Genomic DNA, 24,857 nt, shown 5'->3' with positions numbered 1-24,857 from the left:
AGAGGCAAGCAGAGGAATGACCGACAAAGTTCGACTGTACGACCTTGCCCGCGAACTGGGGCGTGACAATCGCGAGGTGCTGGAGGTTTGTGAGCAGCTGGGGATCCCTTTCAAGAGCCACAGCAGCACCATTTCCCTAGAGCAGGCTGAGTTGGTGCGTAGCAAGCTGGGCAAGTCCCCTATTGTGAAACCACCTCGCCCGCGGAGCAAGCCGCAAGGAAGCTCGCCAGCTGAGCCGGCGGCGGAAGCCAAGGCGAGCGAGCGCCCTCAGGCTATTGTTGGCATTCGCCGGCCCGCTCCTCCTCAGCAGCCAGCCCCCTCTAGTGAAGCCAGTCCTCCCAAAACGCTGCTGCAGCGACCTGAGCGTATCCCTCCGCCAAAAGAGGCTCCTGCAGTCAGCCCGCCGCAGCCACCAGTTGCTCGCGTGGGTGAGACAAGGCCACAGCCGACGCCCCCTCCAGCTCGACCTGAGCCGGCTGTAGCCAAAGCAGCTAGCCCCCAGGCTGGCCCTGCTCCGGCGGCTAAGCGCCCAACGGTGCTCCCCCCTCCACGACGGCCTGAGTCGCCTCAAGCGGCTTCCGAGCCCAGCCCTGCTCCTGGTCCTGCAGAAGCGAAGGCTTCTCCTCCCCCAACTGCCCAGCAACCGCGTCCCCAGCTTGTGGGCCCACCGGTTCGCCCTGCCAGTCCTCCCGAGCGCCAGCCAGCAGCTCCCAAAAAGGAAGACAGCCCCAGCCAAGTGGAGGAGGCTCCCCGTCCCCAGCGGCGGCTGGAGTTGGTGGGGCCCCCCACCCGTCCTACGGCTAAAACGGTTTCCGCCGAGTCAGCATCCTCTCCCCCCTTGCCAGAAGGGATCTCCACTCCCGTGCTGGTCGAGGCTCCTGGGCGGCCTGCCACGCCCAAGGTCAAGCGCAAGACGGTGGAAGAAGAGGAGGATGAGGAGCTAAAAGCCCTCGAACGGCGATCCAGCCGCAGCCAGGCCGAGCGCAAGCGCAAACGCAGACGCGAGGAAGGAGATGGAGATGGCTTGGATTTGGATTCTCTGACGGCGATCTCCACCGTCAAGCAAGCGCAGCTAAACGCCATCCAGCCCTTGCCCCGTCCCACTGCCAAGCCCCCTGCCCAGCGCCCGCCGACAGCGGCTGTTTCAACCCCGCGCCCTCGGCCAGCTGCTGAGCGCTCCCCGCAGCTATCCACCTCTGCTAAAACTAGCCCCCCTGAGGAGACGGCGGAATTGCCGCCGCAAGAGAAGGTTCTGGTTCTTGAGGGCAGCCTCAGTGTGCAGGAATTAGCCCAGCGCCTGCGGGTGTCGGGAACTGAGATCATCAAAACCCTCTTCTTCAAGGGGGTGAAGGTAACCATCAACCAGGTTTTAGACGAGTTGCTGGCTGAGACGGTGGCCAAAGAGTTGGGCTATGAGATCCGCCGGCCGGAGACGGAGCCCAAAGCTAGGAAAAGCGAGATGCTTGAGTTGGAGGACATTGACCATCTGGTGCCCCGTCCGCCGGTGGTCACCATCATGGGTCACGTGGATCACGGCAAAACCACTTTGCTCGATGCCATCCGCCACACTAACGTGGCCCAGCAAGAAGCCGGTGGGATCACCCAGCGCATTGGCGCCTACCACGTGGATGTAGACTTTGAGGGCCAAAAGCGGCGCATTGTTTTTCTGGATACTCCTGGCCACCAGGCCTTCACGGCCATGCGCGCCCGCGGCGCCAGCGTTACTGACATCGCTGTCCTGGTGGTGGCTGCCGACGATGGGGTGCAGCCGCAGACGCTGGAGGCCATCAGCCATGCGCGGGCAGCCCAGGTGCCCATCATTGTGGCCATCAACAAGATTGACAAGCCCGGCAGCCAGCCGGAGCGCGTCAAGCAGCAGCTGGCAGAGCATGGGCTGGTGCCGGAGGAGTGGGGTGGCGACACGCCCATGGTGCAGGTCAGCGCTCTCACCCGCCGCAACCTAGACGCCTTGCTTGAGATGATCCTGTTGGTAGCGGATGTGGCGGAGCTGCAGGCCAACCCCAATCGTCCCGCTCGCGGCACTGTCATCGAGGCCCACCTGGACAAAGCGCGGGGGCCAGTGGCCACTCTATTGGTGCAAAACGGCACCCTGCGGGTGGGGGATACGCTGGTGGCGGGCGCAGTGTTTGGCCGCGTCAAGGCAATGATGGACGACCGTGGCCAACGGCTACAGGAGGCCGGGCCCTCTTCAGCGGTACAACTGCTGGGCTTGGAGGAGGTGCCGGCGGCAGGGGATGAGTTTCAGGTCTACAGCGATGAGAAAGAAGCACGCCGCATTGCTGAGGAGCGGGCGGAGGCGCTGCGGCAGAGCCGCTTGCAACAGGCGTCGCTCTCTCGCCGCGTCAGCCTGGCTAGCATTTCAGCTCAAGCTCAGGAAGGCCAGCTCAAAGAGTTGAACCTGATCCTCAAAACAGATGTCCAGGGATCCGCCGAGGCCATCCAGACGGCCCTGCAGGATCTGCCGCAAGAGGAGGTGCGCCTGCGGGTTCTTCTGGCAGCTCCTGGGGAGATCACCGAGACTGACGTGGATCTGGCAGCAGCCAGCGACGCCATTATCTTGGGCTTTAACACCACCTTTGCCCCTGGCGCGCGGCGGGCTGCCGACGAGAAGGGGGTCGATGTGCGCGAATACGACATCATCTACAACCTGCTGGACGACCTGCGGGCAGCTATGGAAGGCCTGCTGGAGCCGGAGGAGGTAGAAGAGCCGCTGGGCCAGGCGGAAGTGCGCAAAGTCATCCCCATCAGCCGCGGCACCGTTGCCGGCAGCTACGTGCTCTCCGGCAAAGTGCAGCGCAATGCCCTGGTGCGGGTTCGCCGCAAAGGAGAGGTAGTCTACGAGGGGCGCCTCGACTCTCTCAGACGCTTCAAGGACGACGTGCGGGAGGTAACTGCCGGCTTCGAGTGTGGGATCGCCATCGAGAAGTTCGACGCCTGGCAAGAAGGGGACATTATCGAGGTCTACCAGATGGTTACCAAGCGGCGGACCCTAGCGCCTGCCTAGTCATTTGGGCGGCCTCCCCTCCCAGCGGGAGGATTTGCTCGAGAACAGTGGAGGCAGTTGTCAAGGGGAAGGGAGGAATGCAACGGAGCCAGCGATTGAGTCAGATGTTGTTTGTAACCCTGCGGGAGGATCCTGCCGAAGCAGAGCTGGCCAGCCACAAGCTGCTGCTGCGAGGCGGCTTTATCCGGCGGCTCTCCTCCGGGATCTACACCTATCTGCCCCTGCTCTGGCGGGTGCTGCAGAAGATCTCGAACATCATTCGGGAAGAGATGAACGCCATTGGGGCCCAGGAGTGTCTCTTGCCCCAGTTGCAGCCAGCGGAGATCTGGCGGGAGTCGGGCCGCTGGGAGGTGTATACCCAGGCAGAAGGGATCATGTTTGCCCTCGAAGACCGCCAGGGGCGCGAGCTGGCCCTGGGCCCCACCCACGAAGAGGTGATTACCCTGCTGGCCCGGGATCTCATCCGCTCCTATCGCCAGTTGCCGCAAATCCTCTATCAAATCCAGACCAAGTTCCGCGACGAGATCCGACCTCGCTTTGGCTTGCTGCGGGGCCGGGAATTCCTCATGAAAGACGCCTACTCCTTCCACGCCACTGAAGAGAGCCTGCGCCAGACCTACCAGGATATGTACCGCGCCTACAGCCGCATCCTGCGTCGCTGCGGGCTACAGTTTCGCGTGGTGGAGGCCGATGCGGGCGCCATTGGCGGGCCCTCGGCAATGTCCCAGGAGTTCATGGTGCTGGCTTCTGCCGGGGAAGACGAGATCCTCTACACCCCCGATGGCTCCTATGCTGCCAATGTGGAGAAAGCCGTCTCCCTTCCGCCGCCGGCAGGCGAGTCTCCCTACACAGCCTTCCAGGTTCTGGATACGCCGGGAACGGAAACCATCGAGAAGCTGGCGGCTTTCTTGAAGATCTCCCCCACTTTGATCGTCAAGAATGTGCTCTACCAGGCCCTTTACGACAACGGCCTGCGGGTGGTGGTTTTACTAAGCATCCGCGGGGATCAAGAGGTCAATGAAGTGAAATTGGCCAACCACCTCAACCGTCTGGCGGAGCGCTACCAAGCCAAGAAGCTGCTCAAACTCACTTTGGCAGATGCTGAGATCCAAAAAAGCTGGCAAGGGGATCCGGTTCCCGTGGGCTACATTGCCCCTGACCTGCCCGATAGCTGCCTGGGCCCGCAGGAACACTTTGCCCCCAAGATTTTGCGCCTAGCTGACCAGACAGCAGCCTCGCTGAAGAACTTTGTAACCGGTAGCAACCAGGTGGGGCGACACGTGGTGGGAGCCAACTGGGGGGAGCAGTACCCCTTGCCGGAGGTGGTTGACGTGCGCAAAGCCCAACCAGGAGATCGCTGTCTATTCAACCCTGACCAGGTGCTCCAGGGGGCAAGGGGCATTGAGGTTGGCCATATCTTCCAGTTGGGCCTCAAGTTCTCGCTGCCGCTGCGGGCTACCTTTGCCGACGAGCACGGCGCCGAGCAGCCGCTGTGGATGGGCTGCTATGGCATTGGGGTATCGCGACTAGCCCAGGCGGCAGTGGAACAGTCCCACGACGCCAACGGCATCATCTGGCCGGTGGCCATTGCCCCCTACCACGTGGTGGTGGTAGTGCCCAACACTGCTGACCCGGAGCAGATGCAGGTGGCAGAAAAACTGGTGCAAGAGCTGGACGCTGCCGGTATCGAAACCCTCTGGGACGACCGGGATGAGCGAGCCGGCGTCAAGTTTAAAGATGCCGATCTCATCGGGATCCCCTATCGCCTAACTACGGGGCGCAGCCTCAAGCAGGGCAAGGTGGAATTGGCGGAACGGGCCACCGGTCAGGCCGTAGACCTTCCCATCGAAGCGGTGGTGGCTACCCTGAAAGAGCGCCTTGCTGCTGCTCTAGCGGTGCCCGACTGAGGAGTTGCCTTGCAGCGGTTTTTTCCCTATGATGGGATATGTCTCGATCCTCGGTAGCTCAGCGGTAGAGCGGTCGGCTGTTAACCGATTGGTCGCAAGTTCGAATCTTGCCCGAGGAGCTTGCTAGCTGAAATCTCAAGCCAGGGGGTATAATGCCCTCTGGCTGTTTCTTCGTCACGTCTTCCGAGGGTATTGGCTGTGATCGACCTGTCGCGGATCCCTGCCCAACCAGAGCCAGGCTTGCTCAACCTTTTGATCGAGATCCCTGGCGGCAGTAAGAACAAGTACGAGTTTGACAAAGAGATGGGCGTGATGATCCTAGACCGGGTGCTTTACTCCTCGGTGCAGTACCCCTACGACTACGGCTTTGTGCCCAACACGCGGGCAGGGGACGGGGATCCCTTGGATGGCCTGGTGATCATGGATCAGCCGACCTTTCCGGGGTGTGTGATTGCGGTGCGCCCGCTGGGCATGCTGCAGATGATCGACGCGGGGGAGCCGGATGAGAAGTTGCTGTGTGTGCCGGCTAAGGATCCTCGCTACGCTTCCGTAACCAAGTTGGAAGATATTGCCCAGCACCGCCTGGACGAGATTGCTGAGTTTTTTGCCACCTACAAGCGCTTGGAGAAGAAAGAAACCCAGATTCTGGGCTGGAAAGGCCTGGCCGAAACCGAGGCCGTTATCGCCAGCAGCATTGCCGCCTGCCAACAGCCCAAGTAGCTCCCCAGGCTTTCCAAGCTGGAGCTGCCGTCGAGGGCGCTGGCCAGTCAGCGCCAAGTTCTCCAGGTTCTTTGAGCTAGCCTAGGTTTAGACGCGACGGCTTCTTCTATGGCGGATATCCTTTACCACCTGGAGCAGTGGGCAGCGGAGCTGGTTCAAGGTCAATTGCAGCACCTCTCTCCCCTGAGCCTGCTGGCAGTGGGTCTAGCAGGTCTGGTTACCAGCCTTTCTCCCTGTATGCTCTCCATGGTGCCGGTAATCATTGGCTACATCGGCGGCTACACTCCCAGCGCCCCCGCAGCGGCCGGAGAGGTGCGCCGGCAGGTTTGGGTGCAATCCCTGGGCTTTGCCGTTGGTGTGGCTTTGGCCCTCAGCCTGCTGGGCTTGGGAGCCGCCTTGCTAGGCCGGGTTTACGGACAAACCACCCCCTTTAGATCTCTAGTAGCGGGCGGGATCGCCATCCTCATGGGCTTGAACCTGCTGGAGGTCGTCCCCTTGCGCTTTCCCAGTTGGTTTAACGGGTTGGAGATCCCTGGCGAGTGGCCCAGACTAGGCCGGCCGGTGTTGCTGGGATCCACCTTTGGTCTAGCAGCCTCTCCCTGCAGTACGCCAGTTTTGGTGGCCTTGCTAGGCTGGGTCTCCACCACAGGGCAGCCCTGGGTGGGGGGTGGGCTACTGCTGACCTACGCCCTAGGGCTGGTCTTGCCGCTGCTGTTGGCGGGGGTGTTTACCGGCGCGATTAAGCAACTGCTGGCCCTGCGGCGCTGGTCGGGCTGGCTTACCTATGCCAGTGGCCTGGTGCTGGTGGGGTTCGGCACCGTCACCATCCTCTCGGCTTGGACCTAGGGGAGCTTGTATGTCCAAGGATTCTGCCCCGCTGGCGCGGTGGCTTTCCCCCCTGCGGCGCTATCTGCGCCATGAACTGCTGCCGCTGCTGGCGGATTTGCGGCTAGCCATTGGCCTTCTCTTGGCAATTGCTGTTTTCAGTGCCATCGGCACGGTAATCGAGCAAGAGGAAACGGTGGCCTTCTATCGGGCCCACTACCCTGAGCAGCCGGCCCTGTTTGGCTTTCTCACCTGGCGGCTGATCCTCAAGCTGGGGCTGGATCACGTCTATCGCACCCCTTGGTTTCTGGCTCTTTTGATCCTACTTGGCAGCAGCCTGGCTGCCTGTTCTCTCACGCGCCAATGGCCGATGCTCAAGGTGGCCCGTCGCTGGAGCTACCTCACCCGCCCCCCTTCCTTCCAGCGGCTGCCCTTTTGGACCTATCTGCCCAAGCAATCCCTGCAAGGATTGCCGCAGCGGCTGCGCCAAGGGGGCTACGCTGTGTTTCAGGAGGGATCCTGCCTCTACGCCCGCAAGGGGTTGATTGGGCGGTTTGGCCCCATCTTGGTGCATGCTAGCCTGCTGCTCATCCTGTTGGGGGCCATCTGGGGCAGCCTTGCTGGCTTCAAGGCCCAGGAGCTGATTCCCAGCGGCGGGGTTGCCGCCATCGAACACATCACCGGCGCAGGGGATCTGGCTCGTCTGCCCATCTGGCAGATTCGGGTCAACCGCTTCTGGATTGACTATGCTCCCGACGGGCGGGTGAAGCAGTTTTATTCTGACCTCTCCATTCTGGCTGGGGGCCAGGAGGTCAAACGCCAGACCATCTCTGTCAACCATCCCCTCTCCTACCAGGGTGTGACCCTCTACCAGGCCGACTGGAGCATCGATAGCATCCGCATCCGCCTCAACAACAGCCCCCCCTTCCAGATCCCAGTGGTGCGGGTGCCCAACCAGGCGGGCAACAAGCTCTGGGGCGCTTTTATCCCCACTCGGCCAGATCTTAGCGAGGGCCTGACGCTGTTACTGCCGGATCTGCAGGGGACAGCTCTCCTCTACGACACCGAGGGCCAGTGGATAGGATCCCTGCGCCAGGGCATGAGTCTAGCTCTCGACGAAGTTGCCCCGCAGCGCTTCCCCAACCGCCTTACCCTGCACCTGGATGAGGTTATCGGTGCAACCGGCCTGCAGATTAAATCGGATCCAGGGATCCCCCTTGTCTACCTTGGGTTTGGGCTGCTGATGCTGGGAGTGGTGATGAGCTATTTCAGCTACAGCCAGGTTTGGGCCCTGGAGACGGATGCAGGACTCTACCTAGGGGGCAAAACCAACCGCGCCCTAGTGACCTTCGAGCAGGAGTTTGCCCGCCTGGTGGAGCAGCAAAGGCTTGCCTCCTTTCCTTCGGGGGAGAAAGAGTCCCACCCTGCCCAGGCCAGCCTCTAGGCTCTCTGCCTACGAAAAAAATCTTGGGGCAACTATGGCTTTTTCTCCTGCGCTGGCGGCTTTTCTTTCCAGCCAAGCCACTGCTATCCCCATCCAAACTCCCTCGACCGTTGCGGAACTGGCTCAAATCCTCAGGGAGTGCCAGGGGCGGAAGGTGCTGCCGCTGGGGCAGGGGAGCAAGTGGGGATGGGCCCCTTGCCTGGAAACAGTGGATCTCATCCTCTCCACCCGGGGGCTGCGCCGCCTCATTGACCATGCGGCTGCCGACCTGACCGTAACAGTAGAGGCCGGCATGACCTTGGCGGAGCTGCAGCAGATCTTGGCCGAGCAAGGGCAATGGTGGCCGGTGGATCCCCTTTACCCTAACTGGGCCACAGTGGGCGGCATTATCGCCACCGCCGATACGGGCTCGCTGCGCTGGCGCTACGGCAGCATTGGCGACCTCGTGCTGGGCATCACCTGGGTGCGGGCCGACGGGGAGGTGGCTAAAGCAGGGGGACGGGTGGTTAAGAACGTAGCCGGTTACAACCTGACGAGGTTGTTTACTGGATCCCTGGGCAGTTTGGGGATCCTGACGCAGGTAACCCTGCGGCTCTATCCTTTGCCGGCGGCCCAAGCAACCTTGCTGGCCACAGGAGCCCTGGCCGACTTGGAGGTCCTGGCTCGGCAGGTGCTGAATGCGCCGGTCAGCCCAGCGGGGGTGGATCTCTGGCTAAGGGGGGAGGGATCCCAGCTCTGGATCCACTTCCACGGCTCGGAGCGGGTAGTTGCCCAACAGACGGCTCTGGTGCAGCGGCTAGCTCCTGCGGGATTGAGCTGGCAAGAGGTAAGGCCTGGGGCTCCGCCTCCGCCCTTGCCCCGTTCGGGGATAGTGTTGGCCAAGTTTGGCTGCTTGCCCAGCCAAAGCCTGGCAACTCTGGAGCAGTTCCAATCCCTTTTCCCTAGCGCGCAGGTGCAACTGCACCGCGGCTGCGGATTGGGGCGAGCCTGGATCCCTCAGCCTGACCAGGGATCTCTGCTGCAACTGCAGCGCCATCTCCAGGCTGCGGGGGGGTTTCTTGTGCTCTTGGAGGCGCCGCCGGCTCTAAAAACCGCCCTAGCCCCCAACTTTGGCCCGACAGCAACCTTGATGCAGAGGCTGAAGCAGCAGTTTGACCCGGCTGGAATTTTCGGCCCCCGTTTAGTCTAACTGCTTAGGAGCGCCCCTCCCATTCCCAACATCTCCAGCAAGGTTCTAGCAGCATCTTGGCCAGAGAGCCAGGCCCCTTCTACGCGACCTCCAGCGCACCAATCGCCAGCGCACACCAGGGGGAGTCTCTTGCCGGAACCCGTAGGAACGTAGGTGCCAAGGCTGGCTAGACCTATCGCCTCCCCAGGAAGAGCGTAGCGCCAGCGGTGAACCTGGATCCACTGCGGCGAGGCCAGCCAGGATCCCAAGCGCTGGGCGGCATGGGCCAGCAGCTCTCGACCGGCCTTTTCCAGCTCCTCAGGCGCGGCCTCGAGATACAGCGACGACCACTCCGCTCCCCCGTGCAAAACCACCAGCGGCGGCAGGGGCTGGGGCCGCTTGCTGCTGTCTAGGGCCACCCAAGCCAATAGGGGATCGTCCAAACCCTTGATCCCTTTCCAGGGGGGCAGCGGCGTGTCTTCGGCGTAGCTGGCCAACACGGCAACGCAAGGCTGGTAGGCAGCGGATTCCAGAAGGGATGACAGGTTGTCCCCAGGAGCAATCTTTCCTCGCAGCAAAGGCAGCAACTGGGGAGCGGGGATGGCCATCACCAGGGCCGCAGCCTCGTAGCACTGGCCATCTTCGGCTTGCACTTGCCAACTGGTTGGCTGGGGCTCGAGGCCCACTACCCGAGTTTGGGTGTAAACCGCTAGGGGAGCAGCTAGCTGCTTAGCCAGCGCCGTCATGCCCTGGGGAGAGACATAGCGCGGCTTCTGGTCGTTGGCATTTTCTAGGTGCAGCCCTTCCTGATCCAGCAGATGCAAGGAACGGGTCCACTCCCTCAGCAGTCCTAGGCCCAGGAGCTCCCTGACCCAGCGATAGAAGCCATCGGAATCGGCAGTCAGGTACTGCGCTCCGTGATCTACGGGCACTGTCTGTCCAGCGTGCTGAACCCGTCGAGTGGCCATGCGCCCGCCAAGGCCTGCCGATTTCTCCAGTACCAGAACCTGCAGCCCTGCCCGCAACAGTTGCCGTGCGCAGGTTAAGCCGGCCACCCCTGCTCCGACAACAATGACATCCGCTGACTTCCGGTCAGCCGGCGCAGGCGACGGCCCTGCCTCTGGGGGATTTGCGTCCGACATACAGGGAGTCTAGGAGCTGCCAACGGATCCTAGCTGTTGCTCTTGCCAAAGGGGTTGTTACCCCTCTCGCCAAAGAGCTTGGCTTCCCCCTTGATGGCAGCCTTGATGATGTTGTAAGCGGCCCAGCTTACAGCTAAAACAACAGGAGCCAGAATGAGCAGGGGACGGAGATCCATCTCCATAAGCCTTATCCTCTCCAAGGGCAACACAACCTACGTCCAGGATAAACCCAATTGACGTTCCCCCCAGCCCCCAAGGGCGGGGATGCTTTCAAGGGTGCGCTGGGCAACACCTCCTCTATGGCGCTGAAGCCTGCTTGCGCTCCTTGGGCCCTGGGCCTTAGCTGGCGGCAGCCTTGGTTAAGCCGGCTCCGCTTTTGACGCTAGGGATCCCTGCAGACGGATAAGCTCGATCGGCAGGCCATCGGGATCGGCAATGAAAGCCACCTCGTAGGTTTGAGACCCAATTTTCTGGCATTGAGGCGGCAACACCACGGTTAGGGGCCCTTGCGCTTGTAAATGCTCTAGGTAGGTGGCCAGGGATCCCCATTCGGGGCCCACCTCAAAAGAGAGGTGGTAGTAGCCCACATAGTGGGGATCCCCAAAGGGATCGGGGGCAGGGTGGGGCTGGGGTACCTGAATCAGCTCCAGACGGCCCCAGGGACCGCGCATCCAGCAGGCCAAAGTGATCCCGGCAGTGAACCGTTCTTCCACTGCAAAGCCCAGCCTCTCGTAGAAGGCCATGGAGTGGAAGATATCGGCGGTGCGAATTGAAAAGTGGTGCATGGTCAGGATTGTCCCCAGATCTGGAAAGTCTTAGGAGGAGGCCTAGCGAAAGCCGCCTAGTCAAGCGCAGGCAGACTTGCTACGCTCCAGAGAAGAGTCCCTGATTCTTGAGCAACTCTTACAGCACGCCCTAGCCCGCCAAAAGTGGGGGGCGCGATAGCTGCAGTCAGTCTTTTTAGACCTCATCATGCCCAAGCTGGTCATTGTTGAATCTCCTACCAAAGCTCGTACCATCCGCAGCTTCTTGCCCGCCGACTATGAGGTGCAGGCCTCAATGGGGCATGTGCGCGATCTGCCCGAGTCGGCTGCCGACATTCCCGAGGAGGTGAAAGACCAAGAGTGGAGCCGCCTAGGGGTCAATGTCCACGCTAACTTCGAGCCTCTCTACGTGATCCCCAAAGACAAAAGAAAGGTGGTCAAGGAGCTGAAGGAGGCGCTCAAGAAAGCAGATGAGCTGATCCTGGCCACCGACGAAGACCGGGAGGGAGAAAGCATCAGTTGGCACCTGCAACAGGTGTTGCAGCCCAAGGTGCCTACCCGCCGCATGGTGTTCCACGAGATCACCCGCGAGGCCATTCAGGAGGCCCTGCAAAATTGTCGCGAGGTGAATGAGCAACTGGTGCGGGCCCAAGAGACCCGCCGCATCCTGGATCGCCTGGTGGGCTACACTCTGTCGCCGCTGCTGTGGAAAAAGATTGGCCCCAAACTCTCAGCCGGGCGGGTGCAGTCGGTGGCGGTTAAGCTCTTGGTGGATCGGGAGCGGGAGCGGCGGGCCTTCAAGAAAGCTTTCTACTGGGATCTCCGAGCAGAGCTGCAGTCAAAGGGCGCTGGTTCGGCAACGGTTTTCCCGGCAGAGCTGGTGAGCCTGGGTGGCAAGCGGCTAGCCAGTGGACAAGACTTCGATCCCAGCACGGGGCAGCTGATAGCCGGGCGAGAGGTAGTGCTCTTGGATCAAGCCCAGGCGGAGTCCCTGCGGGAGCGCTTAGTGGGGAAAGTCTGGGTGGTCAGCTCTGTAGAAGAGCGCCCCTCCATCCGCAAGCCCGCCCCTCCCTTCACCACCTCCACGCTGCAACAAGAGGCCAACCGCAAGCTGCGCCTGTCAGCCCAGCAGACGATGCGCATTGCCCAAAAGCTCTACGAGGAAGGCTACATCACCTACATGCGCACCGACTCGGTGCATTTGTCAGAGCAGGCCATCCGTGCTGCCCGCGCCTGCGTGGAGGCGATGTACGGCAGGGAGTACCTCAGCCCTGAGCCGCGGCAGTACACCACTACAACCAAAGGGGCCCAAGAAGCCCACGAGGCCATTCGCCCTGCTGGCTCGGAGTTTCGCCTGCCCAGCCAAACCCCGCTCACGGGGCAGGAGCTGGCCCTCTACGACCTCATCTGGAAGCGTACCGTCGCTAGTCAAATGGCTGAGGCGCGGCAAACCCACACGGTTGTGCTCATTACGGTCGACGAGGCGGTTTTCCGGGCCAGCGGCAAGCGCATTGACTTCCCCGGCTTCTTCCGCGCCTACGTAGAGGGATCCGACGACCCAGAGGCGGCTTTGGAAGATCAAGAGGTGCACCTGCCCCTGCTGCAGGTAGGGGAGCAAGTGGACTGCCTGCGGCTGGAGCCGGTGGTTCATGAAACCCAACCTCCGCCTCGCTACACCGAAGCCTCCCTGGTGAAGGTGTTGGAAAAGGAGGGCATTGGCCGGCCCAGCACCTATGCCACCATCCTGAGTACCATCCAGAGTCGGGGCTACGTGAGGTTGATGGGAAGCGCCCTTGTGCCCACCTACACGGCCTTTGCCGTTACCGAGCTGCTGGAAAAATACTTCCCCAACCTCGTCAACGTCCACTTCACTGCCGAGATGGAGCAAACCCTGGACGACATCGCCTCCGGCCAGGCAGAGTGGCTGCCCTATTTGCGCCACTTCTTCCTGGGTGAGCAGGGCCTTGAGGGGCAAGTGAAGGCACGGGAGCTAGAAATTGACCCCAACCTGGCTCGCTCCATTCACCTAGAAAACCTGCCCGCCAAGATTGGTATTGGCCCCTACGGACCCTATGTGGTGGTCGAAACCGAAGCAGGAGAGGTACGTGCCAACCTACCTGAGGATATTCCCCCTGCCGACTTGACCCTTGAACACATCGAGGAGCTCATCCGGCGCAAGCAGGAAGGCCCCAAGCCCATCGCCTTCCACCCAGAGACCCAAGAGCCGATCTATGTGATCCCGCAGGGCCCCTACGGACCCTATGTGCAGTTGGGGGAAGTTTCTGAGGAAAACCAAAAGCCTAAGCGCGTCTCCCTGCCCAAAGGGCTAAAGCCGGAGGACGTCACTCCAGAGATTGCCCTGGGGTTGCTCAGCCTACCCCGTACGTTGGGCGAACACCCCAAATCGGGGAAAAAGGTGCAGGCCGGTATTGGCCGCTTCGGCCCCTACGTGGCTTGCGACGGGGAGTTTCGCTCGCTGCCCCCCGATGAGAATGTCCTGACCATTAGCTTGGAGCGGGCCCTGGAGCTGTTGGCCCAGCCCAAAAAGAGCCGCAGTCGCGCCTCGGCCAAACCCCTAGGCGAGCTGGGATCCCACCCCGAGGATGGCAAGCCCGTAACTCTCCACGACGGCCCCTATGGGCTCTACGTCAAGCACGGCAAAGTCAACGCCTCGCTGCCCAAAGATCTCTCCCCTGCAGCCGTGACCCTGGAGATGGCTCTGGAACTGCTGGCGGAAAAAGAGGGCAAGGCCCAGGCAAAAGCCAGCCGACCAGCGACGGCCAAGCGGGCCAAGAAGGCTGAAGCTGCTCCCCAGAAGCAACAATCCCCTCCCACCCTGCTGGAGGCTGTCTCCAAAGCTCGGGCTTGAGCGGTGGGGGTAGGGGCAACTTGCTGGCTAACTCGGCTTGTTCTGCAAGGAAACTAAGCAGCTTGTTCAAAAATGCTCCGAACCAAGCTGCTAATGATGGAGAGGGCAATTGCCCCAACCAGTGCCCAGCCAAAGTTGTCAACCTTGAAGGCGTCACCGGCAAGCTTGTCGGCAATGAGCAAGCAAATGGCGTTCAAAATTAGGGAAAACAGACCAAAAGTGAAGATCGTAAGCGGTAGGGTAATCAACTGCAGGAGTGGCTTCACCAAGCTATTCACCAAACCAATGGCTAGCGCCGCTACCAAGGCACCTCCAAACCCGGAGACGTGGATCCCAGGCAAGAGCCAAGCCAAAATCATCACGCTCAAGGCTGACATCAGCCAGGTGGCTAAAAGAGCTGCCATACCTTCTCCCTTCCCTCGCTGGGGCATCCGTTTCGCCCTCTATGCTATTTCAATGTGAGACATCTCGGAGGCCGGCAGCTCCTCGGGACTGTACGTTTGCAGGGCCAAGGCATGGATGCTCTGCCCCATCTGCTCGGCTAGGGCGGCGTACACTAGGCGATGGCGCTGCAAAAGCGTTTTGCCAGTAAAAAGAGGCGACACCACCTGTACGCGGTAGTGTCCTCCCGCTCCCTGGTGCCGTCCCCTATGGCCAGCATGGCGGTGCAACTCGTCCTCCACGTGGACGTAGAGAGCTTGCAGCTTTTCAGCCAGGAGCTGCCGCAGGCCATCCAAGGTGAGCATGGGATCCCTCAAGGTTAAGGATCAGCCTTGGCAAAGGCGGCTTCCACCAGGGGGCGCAGCTCGTTGCGGGCATGCATCTCCTGGAGAATGTCACAGCCGCCAATGAACTCCCCGTTGATATAGATTTGTGGGAAGGTTGGCCAGTTGGAAAACTCTTTGATCCCTTGCCGAATTTCCGGATCCTCGAGCACGTTAATAGCTGTGTAGGGGAAGCCCAAGCTGTCCAAAATGCGCACAGCTGTGTAGGAAAACCCACACATGGGCATTTCCGGGGTGCCCTTCATGTAAATCAGCACCTTGTGGGTGCGAATTTGCTCGCGGATTTTCTCTTCCAAAAGAGGGTCTAGCATAGCCGCCTGCAAGTTAAGCACTAGCCGTGATCTCATTTTCGTTCACTTCTAGGTGGCTTGACATTCTCCCTGCCCTTTAGGGCAGGGATTCTTTCTCAGACAGCAGGATGCCTCCTACTGGCTGAGCTACAAAGCGCTCCGCGCCGCCATAGGCGAAAGAGCATGAGGCTTAAACCTCAACCCTATGGGGGATGCCATAGCCCCAACTACTGGGCCTAAGCCCAGATACGTTTAGCCGTGCGCTGCACCCTCCTATGAATGGGTGGAGCAATTCTCGCATTCTAGCAAAAGCCGCCCTCTCGCGCTCTTCGGTCCGGAGGCCTTAAGGGCGGGGCTTGAACCCAGTTTTCTTGGTCAACAGGTGTAGGCTGCCAGGGATCCCTCCCACTGGCAACAAAAAGTGCTAGAAGGGGAGAAGTGGAGGTTCCCTATCGGAGGCCGTTCATGCTGACTGAGGCCAAGCAGTCGGCGGCAGAAAGCTCCCAACTAGACAGAGGTGAGGCTCCCCCCTCCAGCCAGCCAAAGCCAAAGCTGGGGTTCTGGCAGCAATTTTGGGAAGATGTCGACTGTGTCTTTGAGCGGGATCCGGCAGCTCGCAACCGCTGGGAGGTCCTCCTCACCTACCCAGGCGTCCATGCCTTGTTTCTGCACCGCATCGCCCATTGGCTGTGGCAGCGGCGCTGCTTCTTGCTGGCCCGGCTGATCAGTTCTATTTCCCGCTCCCTCACCTTGATTGAAATTCACCCAGCAGCCCGGATTGGACGGCGCTTTTTCATCGACCATGGCTGCGGCGTGGTCATCGGCGAGACTGCGGAAATTGGCGACGATGTTACCATCTATCACGGCGTTACCTTGGGGGGCACCTCTTGGACAAAGGGCAAACGGCATCCTACCCTGGAAGACGGGGTAATCGTAGGCACAGGAGCGAAAATCCTTGGCCCAGTCCGCATTGGCGCTAGAGCCCGCATTGGAGCCAACGCCGTCGTGATTCACGATGTGCCCCCTGGGATGACGGTGGTTGGGATCCCAGGCCGGGCAGTCCTCCCACCCCATCAACGCCGCATCCCCGCCCACGGCATTGACCTCGACCACCACCTCATGCCCGACCCCGTAGGACGGGCAATCGAGCAGTTGCTGCACCGCATTCAAGAGCTGGAAGCCGAGGTAGCCCACCTCAAGCAAGAGCGGGAGCAGGCCCGGCAAGAACAGGTTAGAGGCGAATAAGCAGCAGCCGTGCAAGAGGTTTCTTGGGGGGATCCCCTGCCATTGTCCAAGGCAGATCTTGGGATCCCGGCTTTAGCCGGGGGAACTGTCAGCAAGTGCCTCCTGGCTGTCCACCACTCGTCGCAGCACGCCGTTGACGAAAGCGGCAGCCTCTGGATCCCCATACTTTTTGGCCAACTCTACAGCTTCGTTGATGGCGACCTTAACGGGGCTGCTGGCCAGTATTTCCATCTCCACCACCGCCAGGCGCAGGATATCGCGCTCGATCCGCCCCACCCGCTGCAGTTGCCAGCCCACCAAGACCCCCTGCAGGCGCGCATCGATAGCTTCCTTGTGGGTGTGCAGGGCAGTCAACAGTTGCAGGGCATAGGCGCGCACCTCCGGCGCTTGGACAATGTGCAACAGCTCCGGCATGGAGAGGGCAGCCCCCAGGCGGTTGACGGCCTTTTGGGACAACTGAACAACTTCCTCCAGGATGTGGCGGACGCTCTGCAGCCGCTGCTCCAGGTGCTCTAGGGCTTGACCCGCGTTGCCGAGGGCCACCTGGGCTTGGTAGACCAGCTCCGGCAACTCCTTTGGCACAGCGACCTCCTGCAAAGCCCTTTCCAGACGCTGCAGCTGCCGCTGGGCCTGCTGAAGACGGAGAGCCAGGGAACGGGATCCGCTCTCCTCCTTCGCCTCAGAAACGGCCAACAACAGGGGATCGCTCTCCTGCAACAGGCGGTCGCTGCGCTGGATCTCCGCTGCTGCGGTTGCAAGAGTTTCATGGGTTTCTTCCTGCAAGGTGCGGATAGCTGCCAACAGCAAATCTTCCAATTGTTTTTCGCTGAGTTTGGCCGCCGTGGTCGGCAGTTGGCTGACCCCCAGCAAGGCCAGTTCGCGGGCAACACGCCGAGGTTGCATGGCAAAACACCCATGGCCTGTAACGACTGCCCCCGTGGGCTTAGCTATGTTAGCAGGCCGTGGGAGGGCTGGACTGGGGCTAATTGAGCCCGAAACTGTGCCTGAGCACGCGAAAGGCCAAAGCTGGGCTCTGCTCTCTGCCATAGGAAGATTGGGTAGAGACCGAGAGGGTCAGCCGCCGTTTGCTGCGGGTGATGCCCACATACAGCAGCCGCAACCGCTCGGCAGCCAAGTCCAAAAAGGCCTGTTCGGTAGGAGAGTTGGCCTGCAGATCCCAGTAGCTTCTGGGGCTGAGCTGCCGCAACTGGGCTAGGGCTTCTGCCTTCATATCGACGTCTTCCAAAAACCTCAGCCCCACCGGTCGCTCCTCGTAGTGGGTAGGAAACTCGTAGGCCGACACCTGGGGGATGAAAACCTGATCCCACTCCAAACCCTTGGCCCGGTGCAGAGTGGCAACCGTGATCGTGCCCGGCTCGGGGTTGAAGGCCAAGATCTCCGAGGGCAGGTTGTGGAGGCGGCGATCCAGAATTACCTGAAACTCCTGGGCAACTTCTTGCCAATCGGTCTCGGGCAGGGATCCCAGCACCTGCTCCAGCTGGTTGAGGACATAGCAACCCACAAACAGCTCTTCCGGCTTGCGGTAGAGGCTTTGGACAATGACATTCAGCACCTCCGGCCAGGGAGACCGCCCGGCCCGCAGCCAACTGGCCAGGGTGCGCAGCAAGCGGCCCAAGTTCTGCCAAGAGGGGCTCTCAGGCAGCACGGGAGCTGGATCAAACTGGGGAAAGAGCAGCCGCTCCGGCAGCGAGGCGCGGATCCAGCCCAGCATCGGCTCCAGCTCAGTTCGCGAGATCCCGGCCCAATCAGCCAGGCGATCCACTGCCGCAGCCAGCCGAGCAGAGGAAGTGGGCTCGGCCAACCAGTCAATTACCCCCTTGAGCTGCAGCAGCACCCGTCGCTGGCTGGGGCTGCCCCGCAACAGGTCGACAACCCGCTCCCCTCCCATTTCCCGCAGGTAGTCGAGGGCCTTGCCCCCCAGCTCGTTGGTGGTCACCAGAATAGCCACTGTCTGGTCGGGGAAGGTTTGGGCGGCTGCCAGAGCCCACTGGGCCACCTCCTGCAGCTCCCGCTCGGGGGTGCCGCTGACGCAGCGAAACTCCACCTGTCCTTCGCTGGCTGGGGGATTTGGGCTGCCGGCACTGGCTGGGCGAATGGGCTGGGGGGCCAGGGCAGTGCGCAGGGCTGGGATTGGGTGTTCCCGAGTAACCCAGTCCACCAGACGGTTGGCTAGCTCCAGGATCTGGGGAGCGCTGCGGCTGGACTCCTGCAGGGAGATGATCTGGGGGCTGGCCTGACAAAAGGCGCGAAACAGCCGTGGCTCAGCCGTGGTGAAGGTGCCCATGATGCTCTGGCTGGGATCCCCTACCCGCACCAGGTTGCCCGTGCGCTGGCTGAGCAGCCGCAGCAGCTCTTCCTGCAGGGGGGAGCTGTCCTGGGCCTCGTCCTCGAACAGGTAGTCGTACCAGCTTTGCACCTGCTGCCGCAGCTCCGCGTCGCGCTCCAGCAGATCCATGGCCTGCCAGCCCAGGTCGTCATAGTCCAGCTGGCCGCGGCGGCGCAGCTCCGCTTGGTAGGCATCGTACACAGGAGCCGCCCAGCCTAGGTAGCCCTCGCGAGGGAGCGCCTCCGGCCCTAGGCGGAGATTCTTGGCCGTGCTAATTACCGCCTGCACCATCTCCTGGAAGCTGCGCCGGAACCGCCGCCGGTTTTGGGCTACCTTTTGGGGGAAATTCTCATCAGTAGGGATCAAGGGCTCCCAGAGGTGGGTGTGGGAGTTGAGCCAGGCGCGGCAAAGGCGGGTGAGGAGGCGCTCCTGCTCATACCCCTCCAAGATGGACAGCTCTTCCCAAGGGCCTGGGGCCTCCCGCAACACCCGCAGTGCCAGCGAATGCAAGGTAAAGGCTTGGGTAAAGCGATCTGGGTAGCCCGCCTCCTGCAGGCGTTGGTTGATACGGCGCAGCAAGTTAACCCGAGCCGAACGCATGTAGGTAAACACCCCGATGCGCTCCGGTGGGACGCCGCGCTTGAGGATGAGATCGACAATTAGCAGCTCCAGGATAAACGTCTTGCCGCTTCCTGGAACAGCGGAAATCCCCAGTGGCCCCGATTGATAGGCCAAGACTTGTTGCTGCTCTGGACGTAGGATGAGCTGGGGGAAAGGAGAAGCTGCCACGCCCTGCCTCCCTGTCTAGTTGAGGATAAAGGTCTCGATGGCCACCGCCACCCCATCTTCAGTAACAGGAGGGGCAACCCAATCGGCATAGGGCAGCAAGGCCGGCGAGGCATTCCCCATGGCCACCCCGATCCCTGCATACCGCAGCATCTCGATGTCGTTGTCGCCATCGCCAATGGCCATGACCTGCTCTGCCGACACCCCCAACACCTCTTCTGCCAAAAAGCGCACTGCATTGCCCTTGTTGACTGCCGGGTGGGTGGCTTCCAAGAAAATGGGCTCTGACCGCGTGAGGTAGAGCTGCTCGGGAGAATACCGCTGCCGCAGGGATCTCTGGAGTTCCTGCAAAAACTCCGTATCTTCCGAAACCACCAGGATCTTGGTGGGTCTTTGCCCATGTTGGGCAGGAGAAAAGATCTGAAACGGCACCTGCGAGCGCTCGGCATAGGCGCGGCTCAAGGGGTTGAGCTCCCGCAAGTAGAGCTGGTCGTCGATGTAGAGGTGCACCCCCACCGGCAGATCCTGCAGCAGCTGCAACAACTCTTCAGTCAGCGACCAGTCCAAGCACCAGTGCTTTAACGTCTTTTGGCTATCGGGATCGCGAATGAGTGCCCCCTGGTAGCTGCAGAGCGGCATATCGGCTCCAATCTCATAGTGAAATCGCTCGGCAGAACAATGCATCCGACCGGTGGCAATGGCCACCCGCACGCCTGCGGCTTTGGCCCTTTGAATGGCTTGCCGCACTGGCTCCGAAACCTGGTTGGAAGGCCCCGCCAGCGTGCCATCGATGTCCAACACCAATAGCCGAATCTTCCTCTGGGCCAAGGGCTGAAGAGATCGCTCTTGAACTGGCACTTCCACTTGCATTGCTCCTCCTCTTGACCGCCTGCCGGCCCCTATTTGCCCATGGGTTAGGGGTCTAGTGCCCACCTCTAGGGGGCTCGCTACAGATTGTAATGGTCTGTAATGCTCCAAGCTGCTGGTTAAGCGGAGCGCGTCCTTGGCCTCTAGCGCCTGAGGAGAAAGCCTACAATTGAGTAAGGACTAGCCCTGTGATGGATAAACTGTGAACATGCTGAAACAAATTGGTCGCACCTGCCGCTCTCTGTTGGCTCTTGCCCTGGCTTTGATCCTGGCTTTGGCCCCTGTGAGCGCTGTCTGGGCGCGCAGCGGTGGCCGCATTGGCGGCGGCTCTTTCCGCTCCCCGACCTTCTCGGCTCCCCGCTCTGTCGGCCCTCGCTCGGCTCCCGTGTACCCCAGCTATGGCGGGGGGTTTAGCTTTCCGCTGGTGGTGCCCTTGTTTTGGGGAGGCGGTGGCAGCCTGCTGGCGTTGCTGCTCTTGATTGGGGCCGGTAGCTTTCTAGTGCGCAGCTTGCGCTCGGCTGTTGCCGAAGAAGAGGAAGTTGGCGACCCGCAGGTAACCGTTGCCCAAGTGAAGGTGGGCCTACTGGCCAGCGCCCGCCAACTGCAAAAGGAGATCAATGCGCTGGCTCTGGAAGCGGATACCCAGTCGCCAGAGGGGCTGAGCCAATTGTTGCAAGAGGTTAGCCTTGGCTTGATGCGCTACAGCGACTACTGGGCCTATGGCTATGCCGAGGCGGAGAAGCTGCCCCTCTCCCGCGCCGAATCCCTGTTCTATCAAGCCTCTTTGCAAGAGCGGAGCAAGTTTAGCGCCGAAACCCTCACCAACCGCAACAACCAGATCCAGCAGCTTCCTCAAGCAGCTCTGCGGCGGGCGGCTGCCGGGATCCCCGAGGTTGGCGAGTACCTGGTCGTCACTCTACTGGTTGCGTATCGCGGTAACTTAGGTACACTACCTGTAGTTAAGTCCGTGGCAGAGCTGCGGCAGTGGCTGATGCAGTTGGCCTCCATCCCTGCCGAGCGGATTGTGGCCATCGAGGTGCTGTGGACGCCGCAGCTAGAAGGAGACACCCTGTCGGCAGAGGCGCTGTTGACCGAGTACCCAGAAATGCGGCTCCTCTAAGGTCGCTGGGCTAGGGAGACGGCGGTCGGCGGCTGGGGTGTTTCAAGCCGCGGGCTCCTTGACGTCCAAGGTAGGGAGGGCCTGTTTCCGTGTCTGGGTTTGATGCTTCAGCAGCCAGGAGCCGTTGTTCTCCGTGGGCCTTGTCCAGCTACACAACTCAAGCAGACTCTCTACTGGATGAGCTCTTGGAGAAGTTGGAGCAAAGCCTAGAGGAAGAGGGGGCGGAGGAGTATCCCTATTGGGGTACACGCCCCCCTTTGCTTCCCCGCCGTTCTTCAGCGAGAGGTGGACTGCTGCTGGGCTTGGCTTCGGCAGCCGCGCTGGTGGCAGGTCTGGCCTTTTGGATGACCCTGGACTCTCGGCCACGGGTTTTCTCCCCAGCTGCTTCTGTACCGACGAGGGATCCCGGCCACGAGAGGCCTGAGCCTGTCTACTTTGCTTCCCTACCAGCCCAAGAGCTCTCCTTAGCTTTGAAGGATGAAAGCCCTCCTAAGTTGCCTGAAAAGGTTCCGTCTCAAGAGCCAAGAGGGAAGAAGCCGGAGGCGCCCTCGGCAAGGTTGACAGCGGCCACCAGTCCCCCGGTTGCCCTGGCAGCCGGCCCTCCCCCTTCCGCTCGCGTGTCTAATCCGCCCGCACGGATTCCGCCTCCAGCACCGCCGCAGATGAAATTGGTGGGGTTGATCCACGATCCAGGCGCTCCCAAGGCCTTGATCTTGGTGGACAAAGTGATGCGGCAGGTGCCGGTTGGCCAGAGGGTGAAAGGCGAGTGGCGGGTCACCTCCATCAGCCCCCACGGGGTGGCCGTGAGCAATGGTGTCCGCAGCGTTACCCTGCAGTTGGGGTTACCTCAGTCAATTTAGGAGGGAAGCGCACAGATGGCAGTGGGCAGGCTGGGGAAAGGGAGCCGTCGCAGGGCGGGGATTGCCTGCGTGTTGGGATATGTCTGTCTCAGTCTGCTGGCCTGCCGCAGCATGCCTCCTGCACCGGAAGCCTCAAAGGGGATCCCGGCGGCCTACGCCGATCGCCCCCAGCTGCAGGGCAAGGCAGTGGTGGAACTGGAAATCGAGACCGCTGAAGGCCTAGGGCGGGTGCTTCTAGAGATCCGCGGCGATGCGGCGCCTCTTACGGCTGGCCAGTTTGTCGACTTAGTGCAGCGGGGCTTCTACAACGGCTTGACTTTCCATCGGGTGGAGAAAGATCCCCAACCGTTTGTGGTGCAGGGAGGAGATCCCCGAGGGGACGGCACCGGTGGCGCCACCGAGCCAGGCAGCAACCGCCTGCGCACTATCCCCTTGGAAATCCAGGTGCGCGGAGAACCCTACCCCCGCTACAACACTTTGATTGAGGATCCCGTAACCCTGAGCAAGCTGGTTTTGCCCCATCGTTTGGGGGCGGTGGGCATGGCCCGCTCCAGCCCTCTGGATTCGGCCTCTTCCCAGTTCTATATCGCCCTCTCTGCTCTGCCAATTTTGGATGGGCGCTATGCCGTGTTTGGCTATGTCACCAGTGGCATGGAGTGGGTGGAGCGCATCCAGGTGGGAGATGTCATCCGCTCGGCGCGGGTACTCGAAGGGGCGGAGCTGCTGCGGGTGCCGGGAAGTCCAAAGCCAGCTGCAAACTAGGGATCTCGGCCGTTCCCTTGCCAAGAGGCCGCCGTTTCCAGTTGCCAACACCCGATTGGGAAGTGTAGGACAAGGCGCGGCTTGTCCTGCAAAAGTTATCGGCTCCCCTCCGCCGGATTTAGCGCACCAGATCGAGCAGACGGGCGAAGTAGAAGCGGGTTTGAATGGCTTGTCGTTGCTGGACTTTCCAGCCCCACCCGACAAGGTGGCTGACCAAGGTGGCCTCGCGGTGGAGGTAGGCACGGGTGGTTTTGGTGGATCCAGGGAAGAACTCCCCTACTTTCTTGAGCAGCGTCAGCCAGGGGCTTTTGGGAGCAAAGCTGAAGATCAGGCGGGACTTGGCCAGGCTGGTCAAGTGCTTAAGCATGCGCAGGGCGTCGGCTTCGGGGTAGTGGATCATCACGTCCAGGCAGATGACAACATCGTACTGCCCCGTTAGCTCCTCCAGATCCAAGACCTGAAACTGGGGGTTGTCCAGGGATCCCAGCTCGATCTGCTGCCGGCGACGTGCTTCGTTGACCATTTGTTCGGAAATGTCGCTGGCAAACACCTGCGCCCCACGAGCAGCCAGAGGCAGGCTAAGGCTGCCCACCCCACACCCGGCATCGCAAATGCGCAAACCGGAGGGATCCCCCAGCCACTGCAACACCGTTTCAATCGTGCGGGCATGGCCCAGTCGGATGTCCTTTTGGACGAAGTTGACTTCCTCTTCGCCGTAGATGCGGCGCCAGCGCTCGAAGCCAACGGTGTTGAAATAATTGCGGACAATGGTTTTTTCTTGCATAGAACCCACCGCTGCCCTGCCTCTGCAGGGAAACCTCCTCTGCAGGGGGCCTTTCTGCCCAATTTTACCCCGAAGCCGCTGCCGCCACTTTTGGAGGCGCTGCTACCAGAAAGCCAGCGTTCCTATCAGGCTGGCGAACCCAGCGGAGAAGACCGAGATGCAGGCAAGGCTGAGCGAGTTGCAGCCGCTCTCTGCAGGGCATCTTGCAAGATCCGGTCTACCAGCTCTGTAAACGTCCAGCCCAGAGCCGCCGCTGCCTCAGGACAGAGGGAGGTAGGAGTCATGCCAGGCAAGGTATTCACCTCCAGCACCCAGGGGTTCTCGTCGGCGTCCACCCGCAGATCCACCCGCGCCAAACCCTCGCACCCCAGCACCCGATAGGCCTCGAGGCCCACGGCCTCACAGCGGGCTAATCCTGACGAGCTGAGGGAACAGGGGATCAAGTGCCGCGAGCCGCCGGGGGCGTACTTGGCTTCGTAGTCGTAGAAATCCCCCCGCGCCGGGATGATCTCAATGGCCGGCAGAACTTGGCCGGAGAGAATAGCAAGGGTAATCTCCTTGCCAGGAATGTAGCGCTCCAGGAAAACCCGCGCTGAGATCGAGCGGGCCAACTCCAGCCCCTGGGCAAACGACTCCTCATCCTGCACAATGCTGATCCCCAGCGTCGAGCCACTGTTGCTGGGCTTTACCACCAGCGGCGATCCCAAGCGCGCCGCACACTCAGCCCAGGAGAGCGGCTGTGCCTCATCCCAGACCAACCAGTCAGGGGTAGGGACCCCTTCGGCACGAAAGATCTGCTTGGAGACCAGCTTGTCCATAGCTAGGGCGCTAGCCAGCGGCCCGGATCCCTGGTAGGGCAGGCCCAGCCAGTCCAGCATCCCCTGCACCACACCATCCTCGCCACCCGGACCATGCAGGGCAATCCAGACGAAGTCGCAGCCAGATTGCCGTTCCTGCCAGAGACGCAGGGGCAAATCCTCCTCCGGGTCGATGAGCTTGACCCGATGCCCCAAGTCCTCCAGAGCCCGCTTGCAGGCTCTCCCTGTCACTAGGGAGATCTGCCGTTCTGCCGAACGGCCTCCCGCTAGTACAACAATGTTCATGACTCCTCCCCACCTCCAAAGCTTTCCCCAGCATTGCCCCCTCT

Annotated in this window: 22 protein-coding genes and 1 tRNA gene; 12 read left to right on the top strand and 11 right to left on the bottom strand. The window is 61.4% G+C overall.

The annotated features are described in order from the left end of the window. Positions 1-16 precede the first annotated feature (16 nt). From infB to NW808_RS03745, 7 genes are all read left to right on the top strand, one after another. Positions 17-3,025: a translation initiation factor IF-2 gene (infB, locus tag NW808_RS03775; RefSeq protein WP_414420336.1), complete on the top strand. Its 3,009-nt coding sequence runs from the start codon at positions 17-19 to the stop codon at positions 3,023-3,025. A gap of 77 nt (positions 3,026-3,102) precedes the next feature. Continuing rightward, entirely contained in the window at positions 3,103-4,932 is a 1,830-nt protein-coding gene (locus NW808_RS03770; protein WP_414420335.1) for a proline--tRNA ligase, read from the top strand. Between the two features lie 47 nt (positions 4,933-4,979). Beyond that, positions 4,980-5,051 (top strand) — tRNA-Asn (locus tag NW808_RS03765). Positions 5,052-5,133: 82 nt separating this feature from the next. Next, the gene (locus NW808_RS03760; RefSeq protein ID WP_414393789.1) at positions 5,134-5,652 is read left to right on the top strand and encodes an inorganic diphosphatase; all 519 of its coding nucleotides are present in this window, start codon (positions 5,134-5,136) and stop codon (positions 5,650-5,652) included. Between the two features lie 108 nt (positions 5,653-5,760). Beyond that, positions 5,761-6,498 carry a cytochrome c biogenesis protein CcdA gene (locus tag NW808_RS03755; RefSeq protein WP_414420334.1) on the top strand — a complete coding sequence of 246 codons (738 nt, stop codon included), beginning with the start codon at positions 5,761-5,763 and terminating at the stop codon, positions 6,496-6,498. Positions 6,499-6,508: 10 nt separating this feature from the next. Beyond that, complete coding sequence (locus NW808_RS03750) at positions 6,509-7,921, top strand: cytochrome c biogenesis protein (RefSeq protein ID WP_414420333.1); 1,413 nt, start codon at positions 6,509-6,511, stop codon at positions 7,919-7,921. Between the two features lie 34 nt (positions 7,922-7,955). Continuing rightward, entirely contained in the window at positions 7,956-9,110 is a 1,155-nt protein-coding gene (locus NW808_RS03745) for an FAD-binding oxidoreductase (RefSeq protein ID WP_414420332.1), read from the top strand. Here NW808_RS03745 and NW808_RS03740 read toward each other — a convergent pair. From NW808_RS03740 to NW808_RS03730, 3 genes are all read right to left on the bottom strand, one after another. Beyond that, entirely contained in the window at positions 9,107-10,231 is a 1,125-nt protein-coding gene (locus NW808_RS03740; RefSeq protein WP_414420331.1) for an NAD(P)/FAD-dependent oxidoreductase, read from the bottom strand. The two genes, NW808_RS03745 and NW808_RS03740, sit on opposite strands and share 4 nt — an antisense overlap. 29 nt (positions 10,232-10,260) lie before the next feature. After that, positions 10,261-10,413, bottom strand: coding sequence for a photosystem II protein Y (locus tag NW808_RS03735; protein WP_414393370.1), 153 nt, complete (start codon positions 10,411-10,413; stop codon positions 10,261-10,263). Positions 10,414-10,590: 177 nt separating this feature from the next. Next, positions 10,591-11,016, bottom strand: coding sequence for a VOC family protein (locus NW808_RS03730; RefSeq protein WP_414420330.1), 426 nt, complete (start codon positions 11,014-11,016; stop codon positions 10,591-10,593). 187 nt (positions 11,017-11,203) lie between these two features. Between NW808_RS03730 and topA the strand changes: the two genes are divergently transcribed. Next, a complete protein-coding gene (gene topA, locus NW808_RS03725) occupies positions 11,204-13,864 on the top strand; it encodes a type I DNA topoisomerase (protein ID WP_414420329.1) in 2,661 nt (886 codons plus the stop codon). 53 nt (positions 13,865-13,917) lie between these two features. On the opposite strand, the gene NW808_RS03720 is transcribed toward topA, so the two are convergent. From NW808_RS03720 to grxD, 3 genes are read right to left on the bottom strand one after another with little or no spacing between them, the layout of a single operon-like run. After that, a complete protein-coding gene (locus NW808_RS03720; RefSeq protein ID WP_011429463.1) occupies positions 13,918-14,268 on the bottom strand; it encodes a phage holin family protein in 351 nt (116 codons plus the stop codon). Between the two features lie 39 nt (positions 14,269-14,307). Continuing rightward, positions 14,308-14,610: a BolA family protein gene (locus tag NW808_RS03715; protein WP_414420328.1), complete on the bottom strand. Its 303-nt coding sequence runs from the start codon at positions 14,608-14,610 to the stop codon at positions 14,308-14,310. A gap of 14 nt (positions 14,611-14,624) precedes the next feature. Then, complete coding sequence (gene grxD / locus NW808_RS03710) at positions 14,625-14,960, bottom strand: Grx4 family monothiol glutaredoxin (RefSeq protein ID WP_414409719.1); 336 nt, start codon at positions 14,958-14,960, stop codon at positions 14,625-14,627. 444 nt (positions 14,961-15,404) lie between these two features. Here grxD and cysE point away from each other — a divergent pair, with 444 nt between their 5' ends. Then, positions 15,405-16,184 carry a serine O-acetyltransferase gene (gene cysE / locus NW808_RS03705; RefSeq protein ID WP_414405409.1) on the top strand — a complete coding sequence of 260 codons (780 nt, stop codon included), beginning with the start codon at positions 15,405-15,407 and terminating at the stop codon, positions 16,182-16,184. Between the two features lie 72 nt (positions 16,185-16,256). Here cysE and nusB read toward each other — a convergent pair whose 3' ends face one another. From nusB to NW808_RS03690, 3 genes are all read right to left on the bottom strand, one after another. Then, complete coding sequence (gene nusB / locus NW808_RS03700; protein ID WP_414420327.1) at positions 16,257-17,087, bottom strand: transcription antitermination factor NusB; 831 nt, start codon at positions 17,085-17,087, stop codon at positions 16,257-16,259. Positions 17,088-17,166: 79 nt separating this feature from the next. Continuing rightward, a complete protein-coding gene (locus NW808_RS03695) occupies positions 17,167-19,320 on the bottom strand; it encodes an ATP-dependent helicase (protein WP_414420326.1) in 2,154 nt (717 codons plus the stop codon). Positions 19,321-19,335: 15 nt separating this feature from the next. Next, complete coding sequence (locus NW808_RS03690; protein ID WP_414420325.1) at positions 19,336-20,187, bottom strand: Cof-type HAD-IIB family hydrolase; 852 nt, start codon at positions 20,185-20,187, stop codon at positions 19,336-19,338. Positions 20,188-20,392: 205 nt separating this feature from the next. Here NW808_RS03690 and NW808_RS03685 point away from each other — a divergent pair, with 205 nt between their 5' ends. The 3 genes from NW808_RS03685 (at position 20,393) to NW808_RS03675 (ending at position 22,926) form a co-directional block, all read left to right on the top strand. After that, the gene (locus NW808_RS03685) at positions 20,393-21,304 is read left to right on the top strand and encodes a DUF1517 domain-containing protein (protein WP_414420324.1); all 912 of its coding nucleotides are present in this window, start codon (positions 20,393-20,395) and stop codon (positions 21,302-21,304) included. Positions 21,305-21,861: 557 nt separating this feature from the next. After that, positions 21,862-22,164: a hypothetical protein gene (locus NW808_RS03680; protein WP_414420323.1), complete on the top strand. Its 303-nt coding sequence runs from the start codon at positions 21,862-21,864 to the stop codon at positions 22,162-22,164. Positions 22,165-22,179: 15 nt separating this feature from the next. Continuing rightward, positions 22,180-22,926: a peptidylprolyl isomerase gene (locus NW808_RS03675; RefSeq protein ID WP_414409640.1), complete on the top strand. Its 747-nt coding sequence runs from the start codon at positions 22,180-22,182 to the stop codon at positions 22,924-22,926. A gap of 118 nt (positions 22,927-23,044) precedes the next feature. Here the strand turns inward: NW808_RS03675 and bchM are convergent, their stop codons facing one another. Beyond that, a complete protein-coding gene (gene bchM, locus NW808_RS03670; protein WP_414393348.1) occupies positions 23,045-23,710 on the bottom strand; it encodes a magnesium protoporphyrin IX methyltransferase in 666 nt (221 codons plus the stop codon). 125 nt (positions 23,711-23,835) lie between these two features. Next, positions 23,836-24,813 (bottom strand): D-alanine--D-alanine ligase, encoded by a 978-nt coding sequence (locus NW808_RS03665; protein WP_414420322.1) that lies wholly within the window; start codon positions 24,811-24,813, stop codon positions 23,836-23,838. Between the last annotated feature and the right edge of the window lie 44 nt (positions 24,814-24,857).

Source organism: Synechococcus sp. W70.1 (genome assembly GCF_047461515.1).
Lineage (GTDB): Bacteria > Cyanobacteriota > Cyanobacteriia > Thermostichales > Thermostichaceae > Thermostichus.
The sequence above is the reverse complement of the archived record's forward strand: the minus strand, read 5'-3'. Positions and strand labels throughout refer to the sequence as shown.